Source organism: Pseudomonas sp. QL9 (assembly GCF_041409665.1).
GTDB classification, from domain to species: domain Bacteria; phylum Pseudomonadota; class Gammaproteobacteria; order Pseudomonadales; family Pseudomonadaceae; genus Pseudomonas; species Pseudomonas knackmussii.
Window position 1 is genome coordinate 4,473,996 of the sequence record NZ_CP166971.1, and the last position, 22,776, is coordinate 4,496,771.

Sequence of the window (22,776 nt, forward strand, 5' to 3'; positions counted from 1 at the left end):
CGCGAACCTCAGGAAGTCAGGTTGAAACGGGCGAACAGACGCGACAGGCCGGGCAGCAGGCGCCATTGCCAGTGCGCCATGTGCACCTCGCTGCCGGCGGCGACCACCGGCTTGTTGCGTTGCACGGCCTGGACGATCTTCTCGCCCACCGTGTCGGGGCTCAGTCGGCGGCGGCGGTAGAAGCGCTGCACCTTGGCGCGGCGCTTGGCCTGCTGCTCGTCGGAGAGGCCGGCGAAGCGGGTGGCCTGGACGATGCCGGTGTCGACGAAACCGGGGCAGGCGGCGCTGACGCCGATGCCCTTGCCGGCCAGTTCGGCGCGCAGGCATTCGCTGAGCATCAGCACCGCGGCCTTGCTGGTGGCGTAGGCCGGGTAGTTGCGCGATGGGGCAAAGGCCACGCCGGAGGCGACGTTGACCAGGTGCCCGGGTTTGCCGGCCTCGACCATCTGCCGGCCGAACAGGCGGCAGCCGTCGATCACGCTCCACAGGTTAACCCGCAGCAGACGCTCCCAGTCCGCCGGGGTGGTGTCGAGCATGGCGCCGGCCATGCCGATGCCGGCGTTGCTGACCACCACGTCGGGCACGCCCAGGCTGCTCTTCACCCATTGGGCGAAGCGCTCCATGGCGGCGCTGTCGCCGACATCCACGCAATAGCTGAAGGCGCTCGTGCCCATAGCACGGGCCAGTTCGGCACTGCGTTCGGCGGCGGCCGGGTCGATGTCCGCGGCGAGCACGCTGGCGCCGCGCTCGGCGAAGCTGAGCAGGGTCGAGCGACCGATGCCGCCGCCGGCGCCGGTGACTACCACCAGCTTGCCGGCGAAGGGCCCAGAACCCGGCTTCAGTGCGGCGCGTTGCAGTGCCTGGCTGGCTTCGCCGCCCTCGATGTGGCTGGCGAATTCGTCGATCCAGCCGGCCAGGCGATCGGCTTCGGCAAGTAGCGTCCAGTGCCCGGCGGACACATCGCGCCGCCACAGCCGCGGCGCCCACAGCGAGAGTTGCTGGAACAGCTGCTGGCCGACGTAGCGGTCGCGGGTCGGCACTATCAGTTGTACGGGGACTTCGGTGTGGCGCTTGCGCGGCTTGAAGATCGAGGTGATGAAGTTGGCCCGGTACAGCTTCACCCCGTGCACGCCGTCGCTGGCCTGGTGCGGGTTGATCGCCGGATTGCGCACGCCTTCGACCTTGCGCAGGTATTGCGGCCACAGGCGCGCCGCGCCCAGGCGCCAGGACAGCGCCGGCAGCAGCGGCAGGTGGAAGTAGTAGATGTACCAGGAGTGCACGAGCTGGCTGACCAGTTGCAGCAGTGCGCGCGGGCTCTTCTGCCGCAGGCGGTCGCGCATCCAGAAGCCGACGTGGTCGAGGCAGGGTCCGGAGACACTGGTGTAGGAAGCGATGCGCTCGCGCAGCGCCGGGTCGGTGACGCTTTCCCAGGTCTGGATCGAGCCCCAGTCGTGGGCGACCAGGTGCACCGGGCGTTCGGGGCTTACCGCATCCAGCACGGCCTTGAGGTCCTGGCTGAGCAGTTCCAGGCGGTAGTCGCGGGTCTTGCCCGGCTTGTCCGATGCGCCGGCGCCGCGCACGTCGTAGGCCACGACTTGATAGCGACCAACCAGGCGTTCGATCAGTGGCAGCCAGACTTCATGGTTGTCCGGGTAGCCGTGGACGAACAGCAGCATCGGTTTGCTCGCGTCGCCCCAGCGGTAGACGGCCAGGCGCACGTCGCCGGACTGCACCGTCAGGCGTTCGGCCGGCGGCAGGCCGGGGCGCTGCTCCAGCATGGCGTTCATGCGGCCTCCTTGCGCGGGGCCAGCAGGCCGCGTTCGCGCCAGCGGCGTACGTGGGGCAGGTCGTCGTCCAGCCAGAAGGCATCGTCTTTGGTAATGACCAGCAGTTCTTCGTATTTCACTCCCACGCCGCGCAGGCCGAGGTGCGGCTCCACCGCCCACAGGCCGGGCGTGGGCGCGTGTCCCGAGCGGGCGTTGCTCGACCACAGTGGCGACCAGCCCTCGCGGCGCCCGGTGAGCAGCGCGTTGCGCGTCAGGGTGTAGAGGTTGCGCACGCCGAAGCGGGCGATGGACGGGCCGCTCTTGCGCTCGCCGAGCTTCTCCACGCGGTGCGCCAGGACTTCGAACGGGTAGGCCTTGTGTCGCGGCAGCGTGCCCTGGCGCTGGCACAGGCGGTCTACCGCGCGGCTGACCTCGGCCATCGGCTGGCGCTGGCGGATCAGGTCGAGGATGAGTTCGCGGTGCGGAAGCAGGTCGTCCATCAACCGGTCGACTAGCAGGTTGCTGCCCAACGCGCCGGAGTAGCCGACGTCGGCGGTGTAGGCGCCGAGGGTGGGCGCGCAGTCGAGGATGAACGGCATGCCTTCTTCCAGGCGCGTGCGTCCGGGGTAGAAGGCCAGGTTGAAGCCGCCCAGGTGGCGCAGGCCGTCGAAGCCCTTGAAGGCCGTGCGATTGCCGAACCAGGCGAAGGGTTGGTGGAACCACTCGCGCACGCCGTGATCCTGCAGCCAGGTCTTCATCAATGCGGCGGTTTCGCGCTCGCTGATGCCGGGGCGCAACTCGCCGGCGATGGTTTCGCAGCAACGGTAGGCGAGCTGCTGGACGTCGCGGAAGCGCGCCAGGTCTTCGGGGGTGGGCAGCCAAGCGCCGTGGGACATGACTCTCTCCAGGCCGGTTGTTGTTATGGGTCTGCGGAAGTGATCGTGACATTGGTCGATGTCATGGTTCGATGCTGACCCATCCGCCTCGCGCGCGCCATGCCCGGGGGCGGTGTTACCGTCCCGGTCATTCGTCTACAGGCCAGGAACCGCGCGGGTTGAGCGGAAGAGAGGGTTGGGGCGGCGGGGCCAAATCCCGCCTTTGGTTGGGCTCTGGACGGTTTTGTGATCCGCGCTTTGGGATTAACCCGTTCCGGTTGTAGCGCTCGCGATGCCGTCGCTATGATCGCGCCCATGAGCACACCCCTGAGCCTCCTGCAGCGCCTGCTCCAACGTCCCGACGACAGCCCGCGGGCGCTGGATGACGAGCGCGAATTCAGCGTCGACGAACTGGCCCGCGAAGCCGGCAGCACCGTGCGCAATGTCCGCGCCTACCAGGACCGCGGCCTGCTGCCGCCGCCGGAGAGACGTGGACGTAGCGGCGTCTACTTCGCCAGCCACCTGCGCCGCCTGCGCCTGATCGGCAGCTTGCTGGAGCGCGGTTACGGCCTGTCGAACATCAAGGAGCTGCTGGAAAGCTGGGAGCGCGGCCAGGACCTCGACCATGTGCTCGGCCTGGACGAGGCGATCCTCGGTGCCTGGAACCAGGAAGCGCCGGCGGTGATCGGTTTCGACGAGCTGCAGGCGATCTTCGGTGACGAGCTGAACGACGAAGTGATCGAACGCGCATTGGCCCAGGGCCTGCTGCAGTTCGATGGCGAGCGGATCAACGTGCCCAGCCCGCGCCTGTTCAATGCTGGCGTCGAGCTGTACCGCTCGGGTATCCCCCTGGCGGCGCTGCTGGAGCATCTGGCGGTGCTGCGCAGCGACACCGAGCACCTGGCCGCCGGCATCGTGCGCCTGGTGGTGACCCATTTGGTGGACAAGAAGGGCGCCGACCTGCTGCCCGGAGCGGCCGACCTCGGGCAACTGGCGGAGGTGTTCATGCGCTTGCGCCCGCTGGCCGAGCAGGTGGTGCTGGTGGAACTGGCGCGCGGCCTCAAGCTGTCGGCCAACGAGATGCTCGGCGAGCGCGTCGGCGAGATCCTGCGGCAGCTGGAGCAGCCACGCTAATCCTGCGCGGCCTGCTGCAGGCGTTGGCGCAGCCAGAGGCGCGCTGGATCGCGATCGGCGTCTTCGCGCCAGATCTGCACGAAATCGAAGCGCGGTAGCGCCAGGGGTGGTTCGAACACCGCCAGCGAGTCGGACAGTGCCAGGCGTTCCAGGCAGCGCTCGGCGATGGTCAGGACCAGGTCTGTTCCTTCGAGCAACGCGGGCGCCACAGTGAAGTGAGGCAGGGTCAGCGCCACTCGACGCTGCAGGCCGAGCTTGCCGAGGCAGCCGTCGACCTCCTCCAGCGTATCCTGCAAGGCCACGCGCAGATGCGCGGCGGCCAGGTAGGCGGGCAGCGACAGACTCAAGGGCCGGTCCAGCAGATCGCGCCGGCAAACGCAGACGAAGCGTTCCTCGAACAGCCGCCAGGCGCGCACGCCAGCAGGCAGCTCCGGAAAAACGCCCAGGGCGCCATCCAGTTCACCTTCAGCCACCTGACGGGCCATTTCCAGGCGTGATTCCTGGGTGACGCCCAGGCTCGAATGCGGCGCGCTTTGGCGCAGGTCGCGCAGCAGGCGTGGCAGAACCACCCAGGCGCCGTAGTCGGACATGCCCAGGCGAAAGTGCCGGTGGCTGGACTCCGCCGCGAACGCCGGTCCGCCTAGCAGCCCTCGTACGCCGTCCAGTGCCTGGACGAGTCGAGGCGCCAGCTCCAGCGCGAGGCTGGTCAGGCGCATCTCGTTCCTGACCCGCACCAGCAGTGGGTCGCCCATTAGCTCACGCAGGCGTGCGAGGGCATGACTCACCGCCGGCTGCGACATGGCAAGGCGATCGGCTGCGCGGGATACGTGGCGTTCGGCGAGGAGGGCATCGAGGATCACGAGAAGGTTGAGGTCGATGCGTCGCAGGTCATGAATCTCATGCATATGTGCCGTGCCGAATGTGCATTTCAATTCGCTGATTGGATAGCAAAGGATAGTCCCATCGACAAGTGACGGAGTTCTTCCCATGTCCAAACTTCTGCTCATTGCCCTGGCCGTATCGGTGGGTGGCCTGGTGGCCCTCCAGGCCGGCAGCAACGCCTTTCTCGGGCGTCAACTGGGGCATCCGCTGAGCGCCAGCCTGGCCTCGCTGAGCGTTAGCCTGGGCGTGGTCGTGCTCGCCCTGCTGGTGCTGCGCGTGCCGCTACCGGCCAGCGGCGGATTGGCCGCGACGCCTTGGTGGAGCTGGCTCGGCGGGCTGTTCGGCGCAGCCTACCTGACGGTAGCAGTCATGCTGGCGCCGCGCCTGGGCGGCGCGACTTTCCTGGCCTGCGTGGTCGCCGGTCAGGTGCTTGTCGCCTCGCTGTGCGACCAATACGGCTGGCTGGGCTTTCCAGTGCGCCGGCTCAGTGCGGAGGGTGTGATTGCGCTGCTACTGATTGTCTCCGGCGTGCTTCTGCTGCAGTGGCGCGGGCGACTGGCCTGAGCAGTGCCTGCTCATTGCAGGCTCAGGTGCCGGCTCAACAGCGCGCGCAGCGCCGCCGGCTTCACCGGCTTGGCGAGGAACTCCAGGCCCTGGGCATGCACCTGCGCCACCAGCTCGGGGCGGGCGTCGGCGCTGATCACCACGCCGGGCACCGGCTCGCCCATCCGCGCGCGTAGCCAGGCCATCAGCTCGGCGCCGGTCTCGCCGTTGTCCAGGTGGTAGTCGATCAAGGCCAGCTCGGGGCGCGCATCGCCGGCCAGCAGTTGCTCGCAGTCGGCCTTGCTGCGGGCGGTGAGCACGCGGCAGCCCCAGCGGCTGAGCAGGCTGCTCATGCCGACCAGGATGCTGTCTTCGTTGTCCACGCAGAGCACCTGGGCGCCGTTGAGTTCGGCCGGAGTCTCGACCTTGTGGCCATTCAACTCGGCCGGCGCCGGTTGCCGGGCCAGCGGTACGCTGACGCTGAATACGCTGCCCTTGCCCGGCCAGGAGCGCACTTCCAGGCGATGGCCGAGCACCTTGCACAGCCGGTCGGCGATTGCCAGGCCCAGGCCCAGGCCCTTCTCGGCGCGGGTCTGGTGGCTGTCCAGGCGCTTGAACTCCTCGAAGATCACGCTGAGCTTGTCCTCGGGAATCCCCGGTCCGCGATCCCAGACTTCCAGGCGCACATGCCCGGCCTCGCGGCGTACGCCCAGCAGCACGCGGCCCTTGGCGTAACGGAAGGCGTTGGTCAGGAAGTTCTGCAGCACCCGTCGCAGAAGCTTGATGTCGCTGTCCACGCGCAGCTTGCTGCCGCGCAGGCGGAAGTCGATGCCCTGTTCCTGGGCCAGTGCGCAGAACTCCGCGTCCAGCGGGTCGAGCAGCGCGCTCAGCGGGAAGGCCGTGCGTTCGGCGCTGACCCGGCCGCTCTCCAGGCGCGAGATGTCCAGCAGGTCGGTGATCAGGTCCTCGGCGGAGCGCAGCGAGGAATCCAGGTGGCGCACCAGTTCAGTAGCTTCGCTGGACAGTCCGTTCTGGTGCCCGAGTGCGGCTGAGAACAGCCGGGCGGCGTTCAGCGGCTGCATCAGGTCGTGGCTGACGGCGGCGAGGAAGCGCGTCTTCGACTGGTTGGCCGCCTCGGCGGTGCCCTTGGCCTCGGTCAGCGCCTGGTTCAGCTGCGACAACTCGTGGGTACGCTCCTGCACGCGTTGCTCCAGGCTTTCGTTGGCTTCCTTGAGTCCGTGCTCGGCGTCGCGGAACGCGGTGATGTCGGTGAAGCTCATGACGAAGCCGCCGCCGGGCATGGGGTTGCCGATCAGCTCGATGACGCGGCCGTTGGGGAACAGTCGTTCGGAGGTGTGCGGCGTGCCCTGGCGCATCCAGTACAGGCGCTTGGCCACATGCAGGTCCGGGTCTCCGGGACCGCAAAGACCGCGTTCGGCGTTGTAGCGGATGATGTCTGCGATGGGGCGGCCGACGTAGATCAGGCCTTCTGGGTAGTCGAACAGCTCGATGTAGCGGTGGTTCCAGGCCACCAGGCGCAGCGACTGGTCGACCACGCTGATGCCCTGGGTGATGTTCTCGATGGCGCCCTGCAGCAACGCGCGGTTGAACTGCAGCACTTCGGAGGCTTCGTCGGCGATCTTCACCACGTCCTCGACCTGCATCTCGCGGCCTTCGATGGCGGCTTTCACCACCGCGCGCGCGGAAGAGGCACCGAGCACGCCGGCAAGCAGGCGTTCGGTGTGGGCGATCCACTCCTCATTGGCGTTCTGGCTCGGCACGAAGCCCTTGCCCTGGCGGTAGGCGAAGCGGATGAAGCTCTGCCGCGCGCGCTCTTCGCCGACGAAGCGCGCGGCAAGCATCAGCAGGTCTTCCAGCTGTACAGCGAGCATCGAGCGCGAGCTGGGCTTCTGCGAGAGCTCCTGGCCGATGAAGCGGCTGGCCTGCCAGTGCTCGGAAACGCGGGTGCGGGAGAACACCGAAACCAGCCCGAACAAGGCGAAGTTGCCGATCAGCGAGAGCAGCACGCCAAGGGTCAGCGGCTCGATGTTCACGCCGAAGGGGCGGCCGGCGAGCCAGGCCAGGCCGGGGAAATTCTCCAGCGGCCAGCCCAGGCCGCGGGCGATCACCGGCAGCACCAGGGTGTAGGCCCAGAGCGCGGAACCGGCGGCCAGGCCGGCGAACACGCCGCGGCGGTTGGCCTGTTTCCAATACAGCGCGCCGATCATTGCCGGGCCGAGTTGGGCGATGGCGGCAAAGGCGATCTGGCCGATGGTGGCGAGGCTCGCGGTGGAGCCAAGCAGGCGGTAGCTGACGTAGGCCAGCAGCAGGATCAGCGCGATGCTGACCCGGCGCACGGTGAGCAGCCAGTGGCGGAACACCTCGAACGGCTGCTCGGCATTGCCGCCGCGACGGCGCAGCAGCCAGGGCAGCAGCATGTCGTTGGAGACCATGGTGGACAGCGCCACGCTGGCGACGATGACCATGCCGGTGGCCGCCGAGGCGCCGCCGATGAAGGCGAGCAAAGCCAGCGCCGGGTGCTGTTCGGCCAGCGGCAGGCTGATCACGAATGAATCGGGGATGACCCCGGCCGGCAGGTGCATCTGCCCGGCGAGGGCGATGGGGACCACGAACAATGCGGCCAGCACCAGGTACGCTGGGAACACCCAGCGCGCCAGGCCGAGGTCGCGCGGCTCGATGTTCTCTACCACCAGCACGTGGAACTGCCGGGGCAGGCACATGATCGCGGTCATGGCCACGCCGGTCTGCAGCAGCATGGCCGGCCAATGCACGGTTTCCTGCCAGTACTCGGTCAGTTGCGGCGCGACGCGCGCGGTTTTAAGCAGGTCGTCGAAGCCGTCGTAGAGGCCGTAGGTGACGAAGATGCCGACGGCGAGGAAGGCGGCGAGCTTGACCAGCGCCTCGAAGGCGATCGCCAGGACCATGCCGCGGTGGTGTTCGGTGACGTCCAGGCTGCGCGTGCCGAAGACGATGGTGAACAGCGCCAGTACCAGCGACACGATCAGCGCCGTGTCCTGCGCGCGGCTGCCGCCGGCATCAGCGCCGGCGCCGATCAGCAGGTTCACGCCGAGCACGATGCCCTTCAGCTGCAGGGCGATGTAGGGCAGCACGCAGACCACGCAGATCAGCGCAACCACCACCGCCAGCGCCTGCGACTTGCCGTAGCGCGCAGCGATGAAGTCGGCGATGGAGGTGATGTTCTCCTGCTTGCTGATCATGATCATCTTCTGCAGCACCCAGGGCGCGAAGAGCATGAGCAGCACAGGGCCGATGTAGATCGGCAGGAACGACCAGAGCTGGCCGGCGGCCTGGCCGACCGCGCCGAAGAAGGTCCAGCTGGTGCAGTAGACCGCCAGGGACAGGCTATAGACCCAGGCGCGCATGCGCGGCGACAGCGGCGCGCGGCGGCGGTCGCCATAGAAGGCGATGGCGAAGAGGATGGCCATGTAGAGAAGGGCGACCGTGGCGATCAGCCCGCTGGACAACGACATGCGAACTCCGGAATGACTCGCTCCCCCGCAGGAGCGCAATTGCTGCATGCAGTTTCGCACCAAAGCAGGGTGCTGTCAGAAAGCCTGCGACCAAGGTCGCAGCGGTCGCTTGCCGCGCTCCATGCTCGCTGGTAGCTTTGCGCGCCTTCCGCGCCGGGGGCGCCCGTCGCACCCTGGCGACGCTAGTGGCACTATTGCCTGGTGCCGGGCTCGAAGCGGAGCCGGCGGAAAGTCGATGCAAGAGGAGGGGCTATGTTCAGACCGTCACCGATAACCCTGCAGCGCGGTGCGCTGCGCCTGGAGCCCATGGTCGAGGCCGATGTCTCCGAGCTGGTGGCCCTGGCCGAAGCCAATCGCGAGGCGCTGCAATTCATGAGTGCGCCCCAGCGTCCGGACTGGTATCGCCAGAGCATCGCCGACCAGCGCGAAGGCCGCGCCCTGCCTTTGGTGGTGCGCCTGGGCAACCAGATCGTCGGCACCACCCGCTTCATGGACTTCCTGCCCGCGCTGCCGGCCTGTGAGATCGGCGGCACCTGGCTCGACTCTGCGCAACACGGCAGCGGGCTCAACGCCAGCATCAAGTACCTGATGCTGCGCCAGGCCTTCGACAACTGGAAAATGGTCCGCGTGCAACTGAAGACCGCCGCCAGCAACCTGCGCTCGCAGCGCGCCATCGAGAAGCTGGGTGCAGTCCGCGAGGGCGTGCTGCGCAACCACCGCCGACTGGCCGGCGGACGCCTCGACGACTCCGTGATCTACAGCATCACCGACCTGGAGTGGCCGCAGGTCAAGGCCGCGCTGGAAGCCGGTTTCAACGGCTGAGCCGGGGCATGGACACAGGCACGCTGCAGGACGACGCCCAGGGCGAACGTACGCGCTTCTGGCGCGCCCAGGAACTGGGCGGCTTGGAGCTGCTGCATGCGCGCTACATCGGGCAACGCTTCGCTCCGCACGTACATGAAGGCTTCTCCCTGGTGCTGATCGAGCAGGGCGCCCAGCGCTTCCGCCATCGCGGCGCCGAGCACCTGGCGCCGAGCGGCAGCCTGGTGCTGATCAATCCCGACGAAGTGCACACCGGCTCCAAGGCCCACGATGCGGGTTGGCAGTACCGCGGCTTCTACCCGGAGATCGACCAGGTCGGCAGCGTGCTCGATGAGCTGAGCCTTGGCGGTCGCGGCTTGCCGACCTTCGACGTCAGCGTGCTGCACGATCCGCAGCTGAGCCGGGCTTTCATCCATGTACACCGGCTGCTGGAGTCGCCGGCCAGCGACCTGGAGCGCCAGACCTGCTGGCGCGAGGCATTGCTGGCCCTGTTCCAGCGTCATGCGCGGGTGCCGGAGGCGCGTCGGTTCGGGCAGGAGCCGCTGGCCGTGGCACGCGCTCGCGAGCTGTTAGCCGCACGCCTGCTCGATCCGCCGTCGCTGGAAGAACTCGCAGCGGCGGTCAATCTTTCGCCCTTCCATCTGTCCCGCGTATTCCGCCAAGCCACCGGCTTGCCGCCGCACGCCTGGATCAAGCAGCGTCGCCTGGAGCAGGCGAGGGCGCTGCTCAAGCAGGGCGGCGCGCCGGCAATGGTGGCCGCGCAGCTGGGCTTCGCCGACCAGAGCCACCTTAGTCGCCAGTTCAAGCAGGCCTATGGCGTGGCGCCGGGCGAGTACCGGCTGGCGTGCGGGCGGTCCGTCGTGAGTTCATAACGACCAGGGTTGTCTGGATCCCCGCGTTCGCGGGGACGACGTATCTGGCTTGACCCCGCGAACAAAGCAACGCCGTCATTCCCGCGAACGCGGGAACCCAGAAACAACGGCACCCGCGCGATGTAAGCGGATTTTTCGCGTTTGGATGTGGCCTGCGGCCCGGCTGTTGCGGTCAAATCACCGACGGACGCCTCGCGTCCTCCCGGCCCGCTACAGGGTCGTCTGACCAGGTACACACGGACGATGAGCCAACATTCGCAATTCGCCTTGCTGGGCACCCGGCGTTTCCTGCCGTTTTTCATCACCCAGCTGCTCGGCGCCTTCAACGACAACATCTTCAAGCAGTCGCTGATCCTGGCGATCCTCTACCACCTGAGCGTCGGCGGTGACCGCAACCTGCTGGTGAACCTCTGCGCGCTGCTGTTCATCCTGCCGTTCTTCCTGTTCTCCGCCCTGGGCGGGCAGTTCGGCGAGAAGTTCAACAAGGACGCGCTGATGCGCGGGCTGAAGCTGGCCGAGATCGTCATCATGCTGGTCGGCGCGGCGGGCTTCCTGCTCGGCAGCCTGACGCTGCTGTTCGTCGCGCTCTTCGCCATGGGCACCCATTCGGCGCTGTTCGGTCCGGTGAAGTACTCGATCCTGCCGCAGAGCCTGCGCGAGGACGAACTGGTCGGCGGCAACGCCCTGGTGGAAATGGGCACCTTCCTCGCCATCCTCGCCGGCACCATCGGCGCCGGCGTGCTGATGTCGCGCAGCAGCTTTGCGCCGGGCGTGGCGGTGGCCGTGGTGCTGGTCGCCACCTGCGGCTACCTGGCCAGTCGCGGCATCCCGCGTGCCGCGGCGGCGCTGCCGAACCTGCAGCTGGACTGGAACATCTTCAAACAGTCCTGGAGCATCCTGCGCCTGGGCCTCGGGCAGCGCCCGGCGGTGTCGCGCTCGCTGGTCGGCAACTCCTGGTTCTGGTTCCTCGGCGCGGTCTACCTGACGCAGATCCCGACCTACGCCAAGGAATTGCTGCACGGCGACGAGAGCGTGGTGACCCTGATTCTCACGGTGTTTTCGGTGGGCATCGCACTGGGTTCGATGCTTTGCGAGAAGCTCTCCGGGAAAAAGGTGGAGATCGGCCTGGTGCCCTTCGGCTCCATCGGCCTGAGCCTGTTCGGCATCCTCCTGTGGTGGCACAGCGGCGGCTTCCCCGCGGCGGACGCGCCTTATACCTGGCTGGGCGTGCTGGAGCAGCCGCAGAGCTGGGCGGTGCTGCTCGACATCCTCGGCATCGGCATCTTCGGCGGCTTCTACATCGTGCCGCTCTATGCGCTGATCCAGGCGCGCACCGAGGAAGACAAGCGTGCCCGCGTGATCGCCGCAAACAACATCCTCAATGCGCTGTTCATGGTGGTCGCGGCCATCGTCTCGATCCTGCTGCTGTCGGTGGCCGGGCTGAGCATCCCGGAGCTGTTCCTGGTGCTCTCGCTGATGAACGTCGCGGTGAACGTGTACATCTTCAAGATCGTGCCCGAGTTCACCATGCGCTTCCTGGTCTGGCTGCTCAGCCACTCGATGTACCGCGTCGATCACCGCAACCTCGAGGCCATCCCCGACGAGGGCCCGGCGGTGCTGGTGTGCAACCACGTGTCCTTCGTCGATGCGCTGCTGATCGCCGGTTCGATTCGCCGGCCGGTGCGCTTCGTCATGTACTACAAGATCTTCCAGATCCCGGTGCTCAACTTCATTTTCCGCACCGCCGGCGCCGTACCCATCGCCGCGCGCCACGAGGACGAGCGGATCTACGAGGAGGCCTTCGCCAAGGTGGCCGAGTACCTGAAGGAAGGCGAGGTGGTGTGCATCTTCCCCGAAGGCAAGCTGACAGCCGATGGCGAGATGAACGAGTTCCGTGGCGGCGTGGAGCGGATCATCGAGGAAACCCCGGTGCCGGTGATCCCGATGGCGCTGCAGGGGCTGTGGGGCAGCTTCTTCAGTCGCGACCCGGGCAAGGGCTTGTTCCGTCGCTTCTGGTCGCGGGTCAGCCTGGTCGCCGGGCAGCCGCTGGCGCCCGAGGTGGCCGGCCGCGAGCGCTTGCAGGCGCTGGTGGCGGACCTGCGGGGCAATGCCCGCTGAAACGAAAAAGCCCCGGCAATGCCGGGGCTTTTTTCAAGCAGCCGAGGTTCAGATGACCTGAACTTCGTCAGCCTGCAGGCCTTTCTGGCCTTCAACGACTACGAAGGAGACCTTCTGGCCTTCCTGCAGCGATTTGAAGCCAGTGCCCTGGATGGAGCGGAAGTGCACGAACAGGTCGCCGCCGCTTTCCTGGGTGATGAAGCCGAAGCCTTTGGCATCGTTGAACCATTTGACGGTGCCGGTTTGACGAGTCGACATGGAATTACACCTTGAACGTTGTGGATTGCTGCGCGGCGAGCCGCGCCGGTTCTGAGTTGCAAGGTGTGGGGGCGGGCGCCGTGACTACCCTGGCAAGCACAGTGGCCGCAGCATACCGGGAGTTTTCCGGGAAAGCGACAGTACGCGCGCAGCGAAATTTCAATGGCTGAGCTTGAGGCCGACAAGGCCGCAAAGGATCAGCAGGATGCTGAGCAGGCGCAGCAGCGCAATGGACTCGCCGAAGAGCAGGATGCCGACGATCACCGTGCCGATGGCGCCTACGCCGGTCCAGATCGCATAGGCGGTGCCCAGCGGCAGATTCTTCATGGCCAGGCCAAGCAGGCCGATGCTGGTCAGCATGGCCAGCGCGGTAAACAGGCTGGGCCAAAGGCGGGTAAAGCCTTCGGTGTATTTGAGACCGACCGCCCAGGCGACTTCGAACAGGCCGGCGACGAACAGGATGAACCAGGACAAGGAAACCTCCGGGGCAGCATTGAAAGGCAGGGCCGTCCCCGTTGGTACACCGCTCAGGTGGTGAGGTCGTCCTCACGATGCGCAGTATTTTGCACTTTTCTTCTGCCGCGGCAACCGCGGCGGGAGATCGACCTCACTTGCGAGGCTCGTCGGAAAGGCGGCGGAACCAGCTCGACAAGGTTGCGCCTGAGACGTTGTGCCACACGCTGAACAGCGCGCTCGGCACTGCCGCCAGCGGCGAGAAGTGCGCACTCGCGAGGGCTGCGCCAAGCCCGGAGTTCTGCATGCCGACTTCCAGGGCCAGCGACTTGCGCTGTGCCAGCGGCAGCCCGAAGAGTTTCGCGGCGAGGTAGCCGAGGAGGAAGCCGAAGCCGTTGTGCAGGATCACCACGGCCATGATCAGCAGGCCGGATTCGGCGATCTTCGCCTGGCTGGCGGCAACCACGGCCGCAATGATCACCACGATGCAGATCACCGAAACCAATGGCAGCGCTTCCACCACCACGCGCACCCGCGCGCCGAACAGACCCTGGGCGACGAGGCCCAGGGCGATGGGCAGCAGCACCACTTGCAGGATCGACCAGAACAGCGCGCCGAAGGACACCGGCAGCCAGGCCGAAGCCAGCAGCCAGATCAGCGCAGGAGTCAGCAGCGGGGCGAGGAGGGTAGTCACCGCGGCGATGGAAACCGACAGCGCCAGGTCTCCGCGGGCCAGCCAGGTCATCACGTTCGAGGCTGTGCCGCTCGGGCAGCAGCCAACCAGGATCACGCCGACGGCGATTTCCGCCGGCAACTGCAGCGCTTGGCAAAGCAGCCAGGCCACGCCGGGCATGATGACGAAGTGCGCTACCACGCCCAGGCACACACGCCACGGGTGGCGCGCCACTTCGGCGAAGTCTTCCAGCTTGAGGGTCAGCCCCATGCCGAACATGACGATGCCGAGCATCGGCACTATCGCCGGGGCTAGCGGGCGGAACCACTGCGGGGCGAAGAAGGCGAGCACGGCGAACAGCAGAACCCAGAGGGCGAAGGTGTTGCCGACGAAGCGGCTCAGCAGGGCGAGGGCGCGCATGGGCGAATCCTGATTGTTCTTCTAATGAAACCGGCGCCTTGAGGCGCCGGTCGTCGTGGACATCCGCTGATTAGATGCCCTGGGGGATTTCCTCGCCGCCGAGGGCTTCGAATAGCGCGGGGAGGAATTCGCCGAAGGTCAGCATCATCAGGATGAAGCTGGCGTCCAGTTGGCCGAGGGCGTCGTCGCCACCGTCCTTCTCGGCCTGCTCCTGCAGCAGCTCCTCGAAGCGCAGGCGCTTGATCGCCAGCTTGTCGTCGAGAACGAAGCTCAGCTTGTCCGACCAGGCCAGGGACAGCTGGGTGACCAGCTTGCCAGAGGACAGGTGCAGCTGGATCTCGTCGCTGGTCAGGTCCTGGCGCTTGCAGCGCACTACGCCGCCGTCCTCGTGGGTATCACGCAGCTCGCACTCGTCGAGGACGAAGAAGTCGCCAGCGGCTTCCTGGGTCTTCACCCAGTCGGTGAGGGTGGCGCTGGGCGCGACTTTCACGCTGAGCGGGCGCACAGGCAGCGAGCCGAGGGCTTCGCGCAGCGTGGAGAGCAGGTCCTCGGCTTTCTTCGGGCTGGCCGAGTCGACCAGGATCAGGCCCAGCTCGGGGGCGATCGCGGCGAAGGTCGAGGAGCGACGGATGAAGGCGCGCGGCAGCAGGGTCTGGACGATCTCGTCCTTCAGCTGGTCGCGCTCCTTCTTGTAGACCTTGCGCATCTGCGCGGTCTCGATTTCGTCGACCTTCTCCTTGAGCGCGTCACGCACCACGCTGCCGGGGAGGATGCGCTCCTCTTTACGCGCGCTGATCAGGTAGAAGCCCTGGCTGACATGCGCCAGCGGCGCGTCGGGGCCCTTGCCGAAGGGCGCGGTGAAACCGTAGGTGGTCAGTTCCTGGCTGGCGCAGGGGCGCGCCGGTTTGCTGGCCAGGGCTTTCTCGAGGGCATCTGCATCGATCTGCAGATCCTGGGTGAGGCGGTAGACGAGCAGGTTACGGAACCACATGAGGGTCAAACTCCCGGACACAAAGGTCTGCATTATTCCCACAGCGGCGGTCCAGGCCAAGCCCATGGCTTTTCGCCTTGCATTGCTAAGCCTTTGGAACGGCAGAAAATTTTTTTTAATCAGGGGCTTGCCAGGGTGCGAATGCGTCCGTAGAATGCGCCCCACTTCGAGAGTGAAGGGTGATTAGCTCAGCTGGGAGAGCATCTGCCTTACAAGCAGAGGGTCGGCGGTTCGATCCCGTCATCACCCACCAATCTCGGGTCCGACGCAGCGGTAGTTCAGTCGGTTAGAATACCGGCCTGTCACGCCGGGGGTCGCGGGTTCGAGTCCCGTCCGCTGCGCCATATTCAAAGCCCTCAGGTAGAAATACCTGGGGGCTTTTTCGTTGCCGTCCGGCATGTTTTCCTGGCCCAGTCCTGGGCACCTATCCTCTTAATTTTTCTATAAGTTTGCCGTGGGAACTTATCCCCCGGCGACGGTTCCTATTGCCCATAGCCATTGGTCGCGACGCCCTGCTAAGCTCGCGGCTTCACCGAAATGCCAGCATGGCGAATAGACAAGGAATCAGCATGAAACAACATCGGTTGGCGGCGGCGATCGCACTGGTCGGCCTGGTTCTCAGCGGCTGCGATCAGAAAGCTGCCACTGTCGAGCTCAAGACTCCGGCGCAGAAGGCCTCTTATGGCATCGGCCTGAACATGGGCAAGAGCCTGGCCCAGGAAGGCATGAATGACCTGGATCCCAAGGCCGTTGCCCTGGGCATCGAAGACGCCATCGGCAAGCAGAAGCAGAAGCTGACCGATGAAGAGCTGACCGAAGCCTTCACCTTCCTGCAGAAGCGTTCCGAAGAGCAGGCGGTCAAGCTGAGCGAAGAAACCCTCAAGGCCGGCAAGAAGTTCCTCGAGGACAACGGCAAGCGCGAAGGCGTGGTCACCACCAAGTCCGGCCTGCAGTACGAAGTCGTGAAGAAGGCCGACGGCGCGCAGCCCAAAGCTACCGACGTGGTCACCGTGCACTACGAGGGCAAGCTGACCGACGGCACCGTGTTCGACAGCTCCATCCAGCGTGGCAGCCCGATCGACCTGCCGGTCAACGGCGTGATCCCGGGTTGGGTAGAAGCGCTGCAGCTGATGCACGTTGGCGAGAAGATCAAGCTCTACATCCCGAGCGAACTGGCTTACGGCGCACAGAGCCCGAGCCCGACCATTCCGGCCAACTCGGTGCTGGTGTTCGACCTGGAACTGCTGGCAATCAAGAATCCGAACCAGGCAGGCGACGAGCCGCAGGCCCCGGCGAAGAACTGAGTACCTTCGTACCACATCGAACGCCCCGCCCTTTGGCGGGGCGTTCGTTTTTCCGTCGTACGAGCGCAACGCCGGGGCTGACCGACGAGTCTGATTGGGCATGCTGCAGTGCGCGGGTGTTACCCTTATGCACATTTATGACGCAGTTGAAATGTTGCCTGGTGCTTGACAGCGATAGCCCTCATCGCATAGCCGCAACTGCATGATTTTTAACGGGTTTCCAGGCCTGGATAAAAAATCGCCGATCTGTCTGCAGGCCGCTGGTGGCGGGGCATTCGGCTCGGTTGGAAGATAATTTCAACAGAGTTATCCACAGGAAAGGTGGATAACCCACAGGAGGCCCGGCACAGCCCGCCGGGGCGAGGTGGAGCATGAAAAAGCCCGCTGGATTCGATCGTTACCTGAACCTCGCCGAGCGCTTCCTGGCGCGCGGGCGGGTCCCAGCCCTGTTGTTCGCCGTAGCGCGCAAGAGCTCACGGCTGAAGCTGGTGAAGTCCGATCTCAAGTTGCTGCAGGAACTTGCCCTGGCAACGGTGCGCGGGCAGTACCGCGAGCTCAACCCCAAGGCCCTGCTGGCGGTGGTTGCGGCGCTGCTGTATTTCCTGTCGCCGGTGGACGTGATTCCCGACTGGATCCCCGGCTTCGGCCTGCTCGACGATCTCGCCGTGCTGGCTTGGGTGGTGCGTCACTGGCAGTCCGAATTGGACGCCTTCAAGGCCTGGCGTGACCGCCAGAGCGTGGACGTGCGGCAGTCGCTGAATTTGCTGCCGGCCCCGGGGAAGTCGTCCGCGTCCTGAGCCGCCTTTGAGCGAAGCGCTGCGCTGCTGGGCTGATCGACCTTTCATGGGCGATACTTGTGAAGACAGGGTTTCCGGAATGGTTGCCCGAAATGCCGTCAACGCCTGTAGGACGGCAGACTGTAAGGAGTGCAGTAGATGAATGTGCAAGTGATCATGCGTGACGGCGAAGCGGAATATGCCGTGCTGCCCTGGGCGGACTACCAGGCGCTGTTGGCGTCGGCAGGCAAGGCGCCTGCGGTGGCCGAGGTCGCTAGCCCGGTAGTGGCGGCCCATGCCTCCTGGCGCGAGTTGCGCGAAGCTCGCGGGCTGTCGTTGGAGCACGTGGCCCGTGAGGTGGGCATCAGTCCGCCGTATCTGGCAATGATCGAAAGCGGCGAGCGCGAGGCCAGCGACGCGATCCAGCATGGTTTGCGCCGCGCGTTGGGAGTGAAGTCGGAGCCGGCATCTTGACCGTGCACATCAGCCGCAAGCACTGGCAAGGCTTGCTGGTGGAGCTCGAAGATGCCCGGCGCCAGCGTCATCTGCTTACCTACCGCGCGCTGATCGAGCGCCTGCAGTTGCCGACCCCGGCGATGACGACCCTGACCGCGGCGCTGGAGCATCTGGCGGCGCTGGATGCGCGTGCCGGACGGCCACTGCGTAGCTCGCTGGTGATCAGCCAGGGCGCCAGTCGCCTGCCGCGCACCGGGTTCTTCGAATGTGTCGAGCGACTCGGGCGTTTCTCCGGCGCTCCCGACGGCCCGGCAGCGGCTGGTTGGCATGCCGCCGAGGTGGTCAGGGTCTTCGAGTTCGACTATCCGGAAGAGCCGTGAGCCGCGAGCTCTTCTGGCGCCTCCGCGCGCGCCTTGCCTACGGACTGGCGCGGCGCTTGCTGGGCTGGCCATGGCTGGTCCGTCAGCCACGTGCCTGGCAATGGATGCAGGGGCAGTTCGCACGCATGGCCGCTCTTGGCCATGTTCCGGCACAGAATTTCTATGGTCACCTGTTGCTGTTCCGCGGCCAGGGTCAAGGCGCCCGCGATGAGGGCCTCCGGCTGCTCGCGCTCGCCGCTGCGGCGGGCGATGCCAAGGCGGCCTACCAGCTAGGGGTTCAGGCGCTGCAGGGCGACGCACGCAAGGCGCCGGATGGTGCGGCCGCAGCCCGTTATTGGGAGCAGGCTGCCGCTGCCGGGCACCCTTTGGCGGCGCGACGCCTGGCCGATCTCTATCGCCAGGGTGCGCCGGGGCTGGACGCCGATCCGGCCTTGGCGGCGCGCTACAGCGAGCGCGCCGCGCAGCTCGGCCTCTAATCCAGCGTCAGGATGTGCAGGCTGTAGCCGGGCATCTGCTTGGCATGGCGCTTGGCTTCCGATGCGGCGCTGGCCAGTTGGGCGGCATCCAGCTTCGAGCAGGCCGACGGCTTGAGATGGACCACGCCGACCGACAGTGAAAGCAGCGGGAATTCCTGACGCTCGCCCTGCCTGTTGTGCGACACGAAACAACCTGCCTGCAAGTGTTCCTGGCTGTAGAAGCGCCGGCACTGGCCCTGGAAGTCTTCGAGCAGATGGTTGATTCGGGCGCGCCAGTCTTCGGAGGCGAACACGAGCATGAAGTCGTCCCCGCCGATGTGCCCGACGAAATCGCTGCCTGGGTCGACCCGATCGTTCAGGCATTGCGCCAGGCACAGCAGCACCTCGTCGCCACGGGCGTAGCCATAGAGGTCGTTGAAGGGCTTGAAGCTGTCGATGTCGACGTAGCAGATGGCCGCTTCGCGGTTCTGCTGCAGCAGGCGGCCGAGGCACTGCTGGATGGGCACGTTGCCCGGCAGCAGGGTAAGCGGGTTGGCATAGCGCGCCTGGCGGATCTTCAGTTCGGTGATCAGCTTGAGCACGTCGATCACCCGGCCAAGGCCCAGGTAGCGGCCTCCCTGGGTGATGATGAAGTCTTCCTCGATACGCTGCCGTGCGCGACTGGTGAGCAGGCGGCTGACCTGTTGCAGCGACTGGCTCCGCTCCACGGCGAGGAAGTTCTCGCTCATCAGCCGACTGATCGGCTTGCGTGAGAATAGGTCGGTGGCAAAAGGCTTTAGCAGGGCGTCGGACAAGGCATGCCGATGGACGATGCCAACCGGCCGCAGATGCTCGTCGAGCACCGCCAGGGAATTCAAATTCGCCTGAGAGTGGAACGCCTCGAGGATCGCGCTGATGGGCGTATCGCTGGCTACCGCGGGTTGCTCCAGAAGCAGCGGACGCAGGTCGGCCTGTTCCTCAGTGGAGAGGCTGTCGATCCGGTCCAGCTCCGGCAGCATGTGCCGGGCCTCGCGTGGCGGATTTTCCTGCGGGCGGCCGATCAGGTAGCCCTGGACCAGGTCGACGCCCATTTCGGAGAGCACCGCCAGTTCCTCGGGCAGTTCGATGCCTTCGGCGATCACCTGCGCGCGGGAGGCGTGGGCCATCTTCAGGATGGAGCCGACGAACTCGCGCTTGACGCCATCCTGGTGGATTCCGTCGATGAAGTGGCGGTCGATCTTCACGTAGTCCGGGCGCAGCTCCGACCACAAGCGCAGGCTGGAATAGCCGGCGCCGAGGTCGTCGAGGGCGATGCAGAAGCCCATGGCGCGATAGTGGTGCAGGGCGGTATCGAGCAGCCCGAAATCCTCGATGGGTGCCTGTTCGGTCAGCTCGATCACGACGTCACTGGGTGAGATGCCCAGTGCCTGCAGCATCTGCAGGGTGCGGCCGGGCTGGTGGCTGGCCTCGAGCAGCGACTCGGGCGACACGTTGAGGAACAGCTTGCCGTCCAGCTTGAGGTCGCGAAAGCGTTGGCAGGCCTTGCGTCGGCACAGGACGTCCAGCTCGCTCAGGCGGCCGGCGTGGCGGGCGGTGCTGAACAGCGTGAGAGGCGAGTGGAGCGGGCTGTTGGACGGGCCGCGGGTGAGGGCTTCGTAGCCCACCAGGCGGCGTTCGGAGAGCGACAGGATGGGCTGGAACAGGCAATGCAGGTCGCCGTGAGCGAGGATCTGGCCCAAGGCGCTCAACTGCTCGGTGACGGTCATGACGGTTCTCGGCGAGTGAAAAGAAGAGGGCCGGTTTCCCGGCCCTCGCGCATTTCACTGCAAGATCATGACGCTTTCATGACCACTCGGAACGTCAGTGCTTGGCCACCGCTGAGCTGAGCGTCAGGTAGTCAAGCAGGATGTGCCCGGACTCGGTGAGGTAGGCGTCGTCCTGTGGCTTGGTCTTGCTATCGTCGTCAAGCAGGTTGTCGTCGTCTTCCTGCTTGAGCTTCTTCAGCGGCTCCTGGCCCTTGGCCTTGCGCAGCTCGTTCTCCATTGCCAGTTGGCGGTTCTCGATGCTGGTCTGCTGGGTACGGCGCTTGGCTTCGTTGAGGCTCAGGGTCTTCTCTTTCATCAGCTCCTGGGCCAGCGCCAGACGCTCGCGGGCGTAGACGAAGTCCGCGTTATGCTCGGTGCGCGCATCGTGCTGGGTCTTGAGCTGATCGAGGAACGGCTTGAAGGGATCGCTCTGCGCCTGCAGCACCGGGCGGATGGTGTCCCAGGGCATGGAGTCGGGCAGAGCGCTCTCGCCGATTTCCTTGTCGTCGACCACCGACGGGTAGCTGATGTCCGGGATCACGCCCTGGTGCTGGGTGCTCTGGCCGGAGACGCGGTAGAACTTGGCCAGGGTCAGCTTCAGCTCGCCATGGTTAAGCGGCTGGATGGTCTGCACGGTGCCCTTGCCGAAGGTCTGGCCGCCGACGATGAGCGCGCGGTGGTAGTCCTGCATGGCGCCGGCGAAGATCTCCGACGCCGAGGCCGAGAGGCGGTTGACCAGCACGGTCATCGGGCCGCTGTAGAAGGCCTTGCCTTCGTCATCGTTGAGCACGTCCACGCGGCCATCGCTGTTGCGCACCAGCACGGTCGGACCCTGGTCGATGAACAGGCCGGTCAGCTCGGTGGCTTCCTGCAGGGAGCCGCCGCCGTTGTTGCGCAGGTCGATGACGATGCCGTCGACCTTGTCCTGCTGCAGCTCGCCGATGAGCTTCTTCACGTCGCGCGTGGTGCTCTTGTAGTTCGGGTCGCCGGCGCGGTAGGCCTTGAAGTCCAGGTAGAAGGCCGGCACGTCGATCACGCCGACCTTGTAGTTGCGGCCGTCGTGGGAGAGGGTGATCTCCGACTTCTTCGCCGCCTGGTCTTCGAGCTTCACCGCTTCGCGGGTGATGGTTACTACCTTGCTGGTCTGGTCGTTCGGCGCGTTGGTCGACGGGATCACTTCCAGACGCACTTGCGAGCCTTTCGGACCGCGGATCAGCTTGACCACCTCGTCGAGGCGCCAGCCCACCACGTCGACCATCTCGCCCTTGCCCTGGGCGACGCCGATGATCTTGTCCGACGGCTTGATCTGCTTGCTCTTCTCCGCCGGGCCGGCCGGTACGAGACGGACCACCTTGACGAAGTCGTTGTCGCTTTGCAGCACGGCGCCGATCCCTTCGAGGGACAGGCTCATGTTGATGTCGAAGTTTTCCGCGCTATCCGGCGACAGGTACTGGGTGTGCGGGTCGTAGGTCTGCGCGAAGGCATTGATGTAGGCCTGGAAGATGTCTTCGCTGCGGGTCTGCTCCAGGCGCATCAGCTGGTTCTTGTAGCGCTTGGTCAGCTGGTCCTGGATGGCCTTGTTGTCCTTGCCGGCGATCTTCAGGCGCAGGATCTCGTCCTTGACGCGTTTGCGCCAGAGGTCGTCGAGCTCGGCGCTGTTCTTCGCCCAGGGCGCGTTCTCGCGGTCGATGGTCAGGCTCTCGTCGACGCTGAAGTTGATCTTGTCGACGCCCTTGTTGAGCATCGCCAGGGCGTAGTCCAGGCGCTCCTTCAGGCGGTCCAGGTGACGCTTGTAGATGGTGAAGCCGGGGTCCAGCTCACCGCTCTTGAGGAAGTCGTCGAACTGGGTACGCCAAGGCGTGAACTGCGCGATGTCGGAAGCGGTGAAGTACATCCGCGACGGATCGAGGGCCTTGAGGTAGGCGTCGTAGATCTTCGACGAGCGCTCGTCGTTCAGCGGCGGCTTGCTGTAGTGATGGCGCTTGAGCAACTCAACGATGTTGAGGCTGGCGATCACCTGGTCACGATCCGGCTGCAGGCCATCCCAGGAGTTAGGGCCTGCGGAGGTGCTAGCGAAGGACGGCAGGGCGCTGGCGCCGAGGACCAACATCAGGGTGGTACGGGACAGAAATCGCTTCATGCTTATTCGACTGGGTGCGGAGTTATGACGCATATTAGGCCGTATCTGGCGGTGCCGGGTTCCAAGCTTGTCGAGATTGGCGTCCGGTGCGACGAGCGAAGAATAGGCCCGACCGGAGGGCGCGGGCCTGTTGAAGCACTA

At 65.9% G+C, this 22,776-nt stretch carries 20 protein-coding genes and 2 tRNA genes; 12 read left to right on the forward strand and 10 right to left on the reverse strand.

Going from position 1 to position 22,776, the window contains the following annotated elements; genetic code table 11:
* Nucleotides 1-8: 8 nt before the first annotated feature.
* A complete protein-coding gene (locus ACA097_RS20865; protein ID WP_371365747.1) occupies nucleotides 9-1,787 on the reverse strand; it encodes an SDR family oxidoreductase in 1,779 nt (592 codons plus the stop codon).
* Nucleotides 1,784-2,662, reverse strand: coding sequence for a M24 family metallopeptidase (locus ACA097_RS20870; protein WP_371365749.1), 879 nt, complete (start codon nucleotides 2,660-2,662; stop codon nucleotides 1,784-1,786). Before ACA097_RS20870 ends, ACA097_RS20865 begins: the two co-directional genes overlap by 4 nt.
* A 414-nt stretch (nucleotides 2,663-3,076) precedes the next feature.
* Between ACA097_RS20870 and ACA097_RS20875 the strand changes: the two genes are divergently transcribed.
* Nucleotides 3,077-3,775, forward strand: a complete 699-nt coding sequence (locus ACA097_RS20875; RefSeq protein WP_371370550.1) for a MerR family transcriptional regulator — start codon at nucleotides 3,077-3,079, stop codon at nucleotides 3,773-3,775.
* Here ACA097_RS20875 and ACA097_RS20880 read toward each other — a convergent pair.
* On the reverse strand, nucleotides 3,772-4,680 hold the full coding sequence (locus ACA097_RS20880) for a LysR family transcriptional regulator (protein ID WP_371365751.1): 909 nt from the start codon (nucleotides 4,678-4,680) through the stop codon (nucleotides 3,772-3,774). The genes ACA097_RS20875 and ACA097_RS20880 overlap by 4 nt on opposite strands.
* A gap of 82 nt (nucleotides 4,681-4,762) precedes the next feature.
* Between ACA097_RS20880 and ACA097_RS20885 the strand changes: the two genes are divergently transcribed.
* The gene (locus tag ACA097_RS20885) at nucleotides 4,763-5,221 is read left to right on the forward strand and encodes a DMT family transporter (protein WP_371365753.1); all 459 of its coding nucleotides are present in this window, start codon (nucleotides 4,763-4,765) and stop codon (nucleotides 5,219-5,221) included.
* 11 nt (nucleotides 5,222-5,232) lie between these two features.
* Here ACA097_RS20885 and ACA097_RS20890 read toward each other — a convergent pair whose 3' ends face one another.
* Nucleotides 5,233-8,712 carry a NahK/ErcS family hybrid sensor histidine kinase/response regulator gene (locus ACA097_RS20890; protein ID WP_371365755.1) on the reverse strand — a complete coding sequence of 1,160 codons (3,480 nt, stop codon included), beginning with the start codon at nucleotides 8,710-8,712 and terminating at the stop codon, nucleotides 5,233-5,235.
* Nucleotides 8,713-8,964: 252 nt separating this feature from the next.
* Between ACA097_RS20890 and ACA097_RS20895 the strand changes: the two genes are divergently transcribed.
* The 3 genes from ACA097_RS20895 (at nucleotide 8,965) to ACA097_RS20905 (ending at nucleotide 12,524) form a co-directional block, all read left to right on the forward strand.
* Nucleotides 8,965-9,534 carry a GNAT family N-acetyltransferase gene (locus ACA097_RS20895; protein ID WP_043254009.1) on the forward strand — a complete coding sequence of 190 codons (570 nt, stop codon included), beginning with the start codon at nucleotides 8,965-8,967 and terminating at the stop codon, nucleotides 9,532-9,534.
* An 8-nt stretch (nucleotides 9,535-9,542) separates the two neighbouring features.
* Complete coding sequence (locus ACA097_RS20900) at nucleotides 9,543-10,406, forward strand: AraC family transcriptional regulator (RefSeq protein WP_371365757.1); 864 nt, start codon at nucleotides 9,543-9,545, stop codon at nucleotides 10,404-10,406.
* 243 nt (nucleotides 10,407-10,649) lie between these two features.
* A complete protein-coding gene (locus ACA097_RS20905) occupies nucleotides 10,650-12,524 on the forward strand; it encodes an MFS transporter (protein WP_371365759.1) in 1,875 nt (624 codons plus the stop codon).
* Between the two features lie 48 nt (nucleotides 12,525-12,572).
* On the opposite strand, the gene ACA097_RS20910 is transcribed toward ACA097_RS20905, so the two are convergent.
* From ACA097_RS20910 to rdgC, 4 genes are all read right to left on the reverse strand, one after another.
* Nucleotides 12,573-12,782 carry a cold-shock protein gene (locus ACA097_RS20910; protein ID WP_043254005.1) on the reverse strand — a complete coding sequence of 70 codons (210 nt, stop codon included), beginning with the start codon at nucleotides 12,780-12,782 and terminating at the stop codon, nucleotides 12,573-12,575.
* Nucleotides 12,783-12,941: 159 nt separating this feature from the next.
* Nucleotides 12,942-13,256: a quaternary ammonium compound efflux SMR transporter SugE gene (gene sugE / locus ACA097_RS20915; protein WP_043254003.1), complete on the reverse strand. Its 315-nt coding sequence runs from the start codon at nucleotides 13,254-13,256 to the stop codon at nucleotides 12,942-12,944.
* Between the two features lie 133 nt (nucleotides 13,257-13,389).
* Nucleotides 13,390-14,328, reverse strand: a complete 939-nt coding sequence (locus tag ACA097_RS20920) for a bile acid:sodium symporter family protein (RefSeq protein ID WP_371365761.1) — start codon at nucleotides 14,326-14,328, stop codon at nucleotides 13,390-13,392.
* A gap of 70 nt (nucleotides 14,329-14,398) precedes the next feature.
* On the reverse strand, nucleotides 14,399-15,319 hold the full coding sequence (gene rdgC / locus ACA097_RS20925) for a recombination-associated protein RdgC (RefSeq protein WP_043253999.1): 921 nt from the start codon (nucleotides 15,317-15,319) through the stop codon (nucleotides 14,399-14,401).
* Between the two features lie 177 nt (nucleotides 15,320-15,496).
* On the opposite strand from rdgC, the gene ACA097_RS20930 reads away from it, so the two are divergent.
* The 7 genes from ACA097_RS20930 to ACA097_RS20960 all read left to right on the forward strand — a co-directional run bounded on the left by ACA097_RS20930 (nucleotide 15,497) and on the right by ACA097_RS20960 (nucleotide 18,711).
* Nucleotides 15,497-15,572, forward strand: a tRNA-Val gene (locus ACA097_RS20930).
* 14 nt (nucleotides 15,573-15,586) lie between these two features.
* Nucleotides 15,587-15,663 (forward strand) — tRNA-Asp (locus ACA097_RS20935).
* A 225-nt stretch (nucleotides 15,664-15,888) separates the two neighbouring features.
* Entirely contained in the window at nucleotides 15,889-16,623 is a 735-nt protein-coding gene (locus tag ACA097_RS20940) for an FKBP-type peptidyl-prolyl cis-trans isomerase (protein ID WP_043253996.1), read from the forward strand.
* Nucleotides 16,624-16,994: 371 nt separating this feature from the next.
* Nucleotides 16,995-17,420 (forward strand): YkvA family protein, encoded by a 426-nt coding sequence (locus ACA097_RS20945; RefSeq protein WP_371365764.1) that lies wholly within the window; start codon nucleotides 16,995-16,997, stop codon nucleotides 17,418-17,420.
* A gap of 138 nt (nucleotides 17,421-17,558) precedes the next feature.
* Nucleotides 17,559-17,873, forward strand: coding sequence for a helix-turn-helix domain-containing protein (locus tag ACA097_RS20950; RefSeq protein ID WP_371365766.1), 315 nt, complete (start codon nucleotides 17,559-17,561; stop codon nucleotides 17,871-17,873).
* Nucleotides 17,870-18,235 (forward strand): hypothetical protein, encoded by a 366-nt coding sequence (locus ACA097_RS20955; protein WP_043253988.1) that lies wholly within the window; start codon nucleotides 17,870-17,872, stop codon nucleotides 18,233-18,235. The genes ACA097_RS20950 and ACA097_RS20955 overlap by 4 nt, the downstream gene beginning before the upstream one ends.
* Entirely contained in the window at nucleotides 18,232-18,711 is a 480-nt protein-coding gene (locus ACA097_RS20960) for a sel1 repeat family protein (protein ID WP_371365769.1), read from the forward strand. The genes ACA097_RS20955 and ACA097_RS20960 overlap by 4 nt, the downstream gene beginning before the upstream one ends.
* On the opposite strand, the gene ACA097_RS20965 is transcribed toward ACA097_RS20960, so the two are convergent.
* Both ACA097_RS20965 and ACA097_RS20970 read right to left on the reverse strand, forming a co-directional pair.
* A complete protein-coding gene (locus ACA097_RS20965; RefSeq protein WP_371365771.1) occupies nucleotides 18,708-20,456 on the reverse strand; it encodes a bifunctional diguanylate cyclase/phosphodiesterase in 1,749 nt (582 codons plus the stop codon). The two genes, ACA097_RS20960 and ACA097_RS20965, sit on opposite strands and share 4 nt — an antisense overlap.
* A 94-nt stretch (nucleotides 20,457-20,550) precedes the next feature.
* Nucleotides 20,551-22,635 (reverse strand): carboxy terminal-processing peptidase, encoded by a 2,085-nt coding sequence (locus ACA097_RS20970; protein WP_371365773.1) that lies wholly within the window; start codon nucleotides 22,633-22,635, stop codon nucleotides 20,551-20,553.
* Nucleotides 22,636-22,776 lie beyond the last annotated feature (141 nt).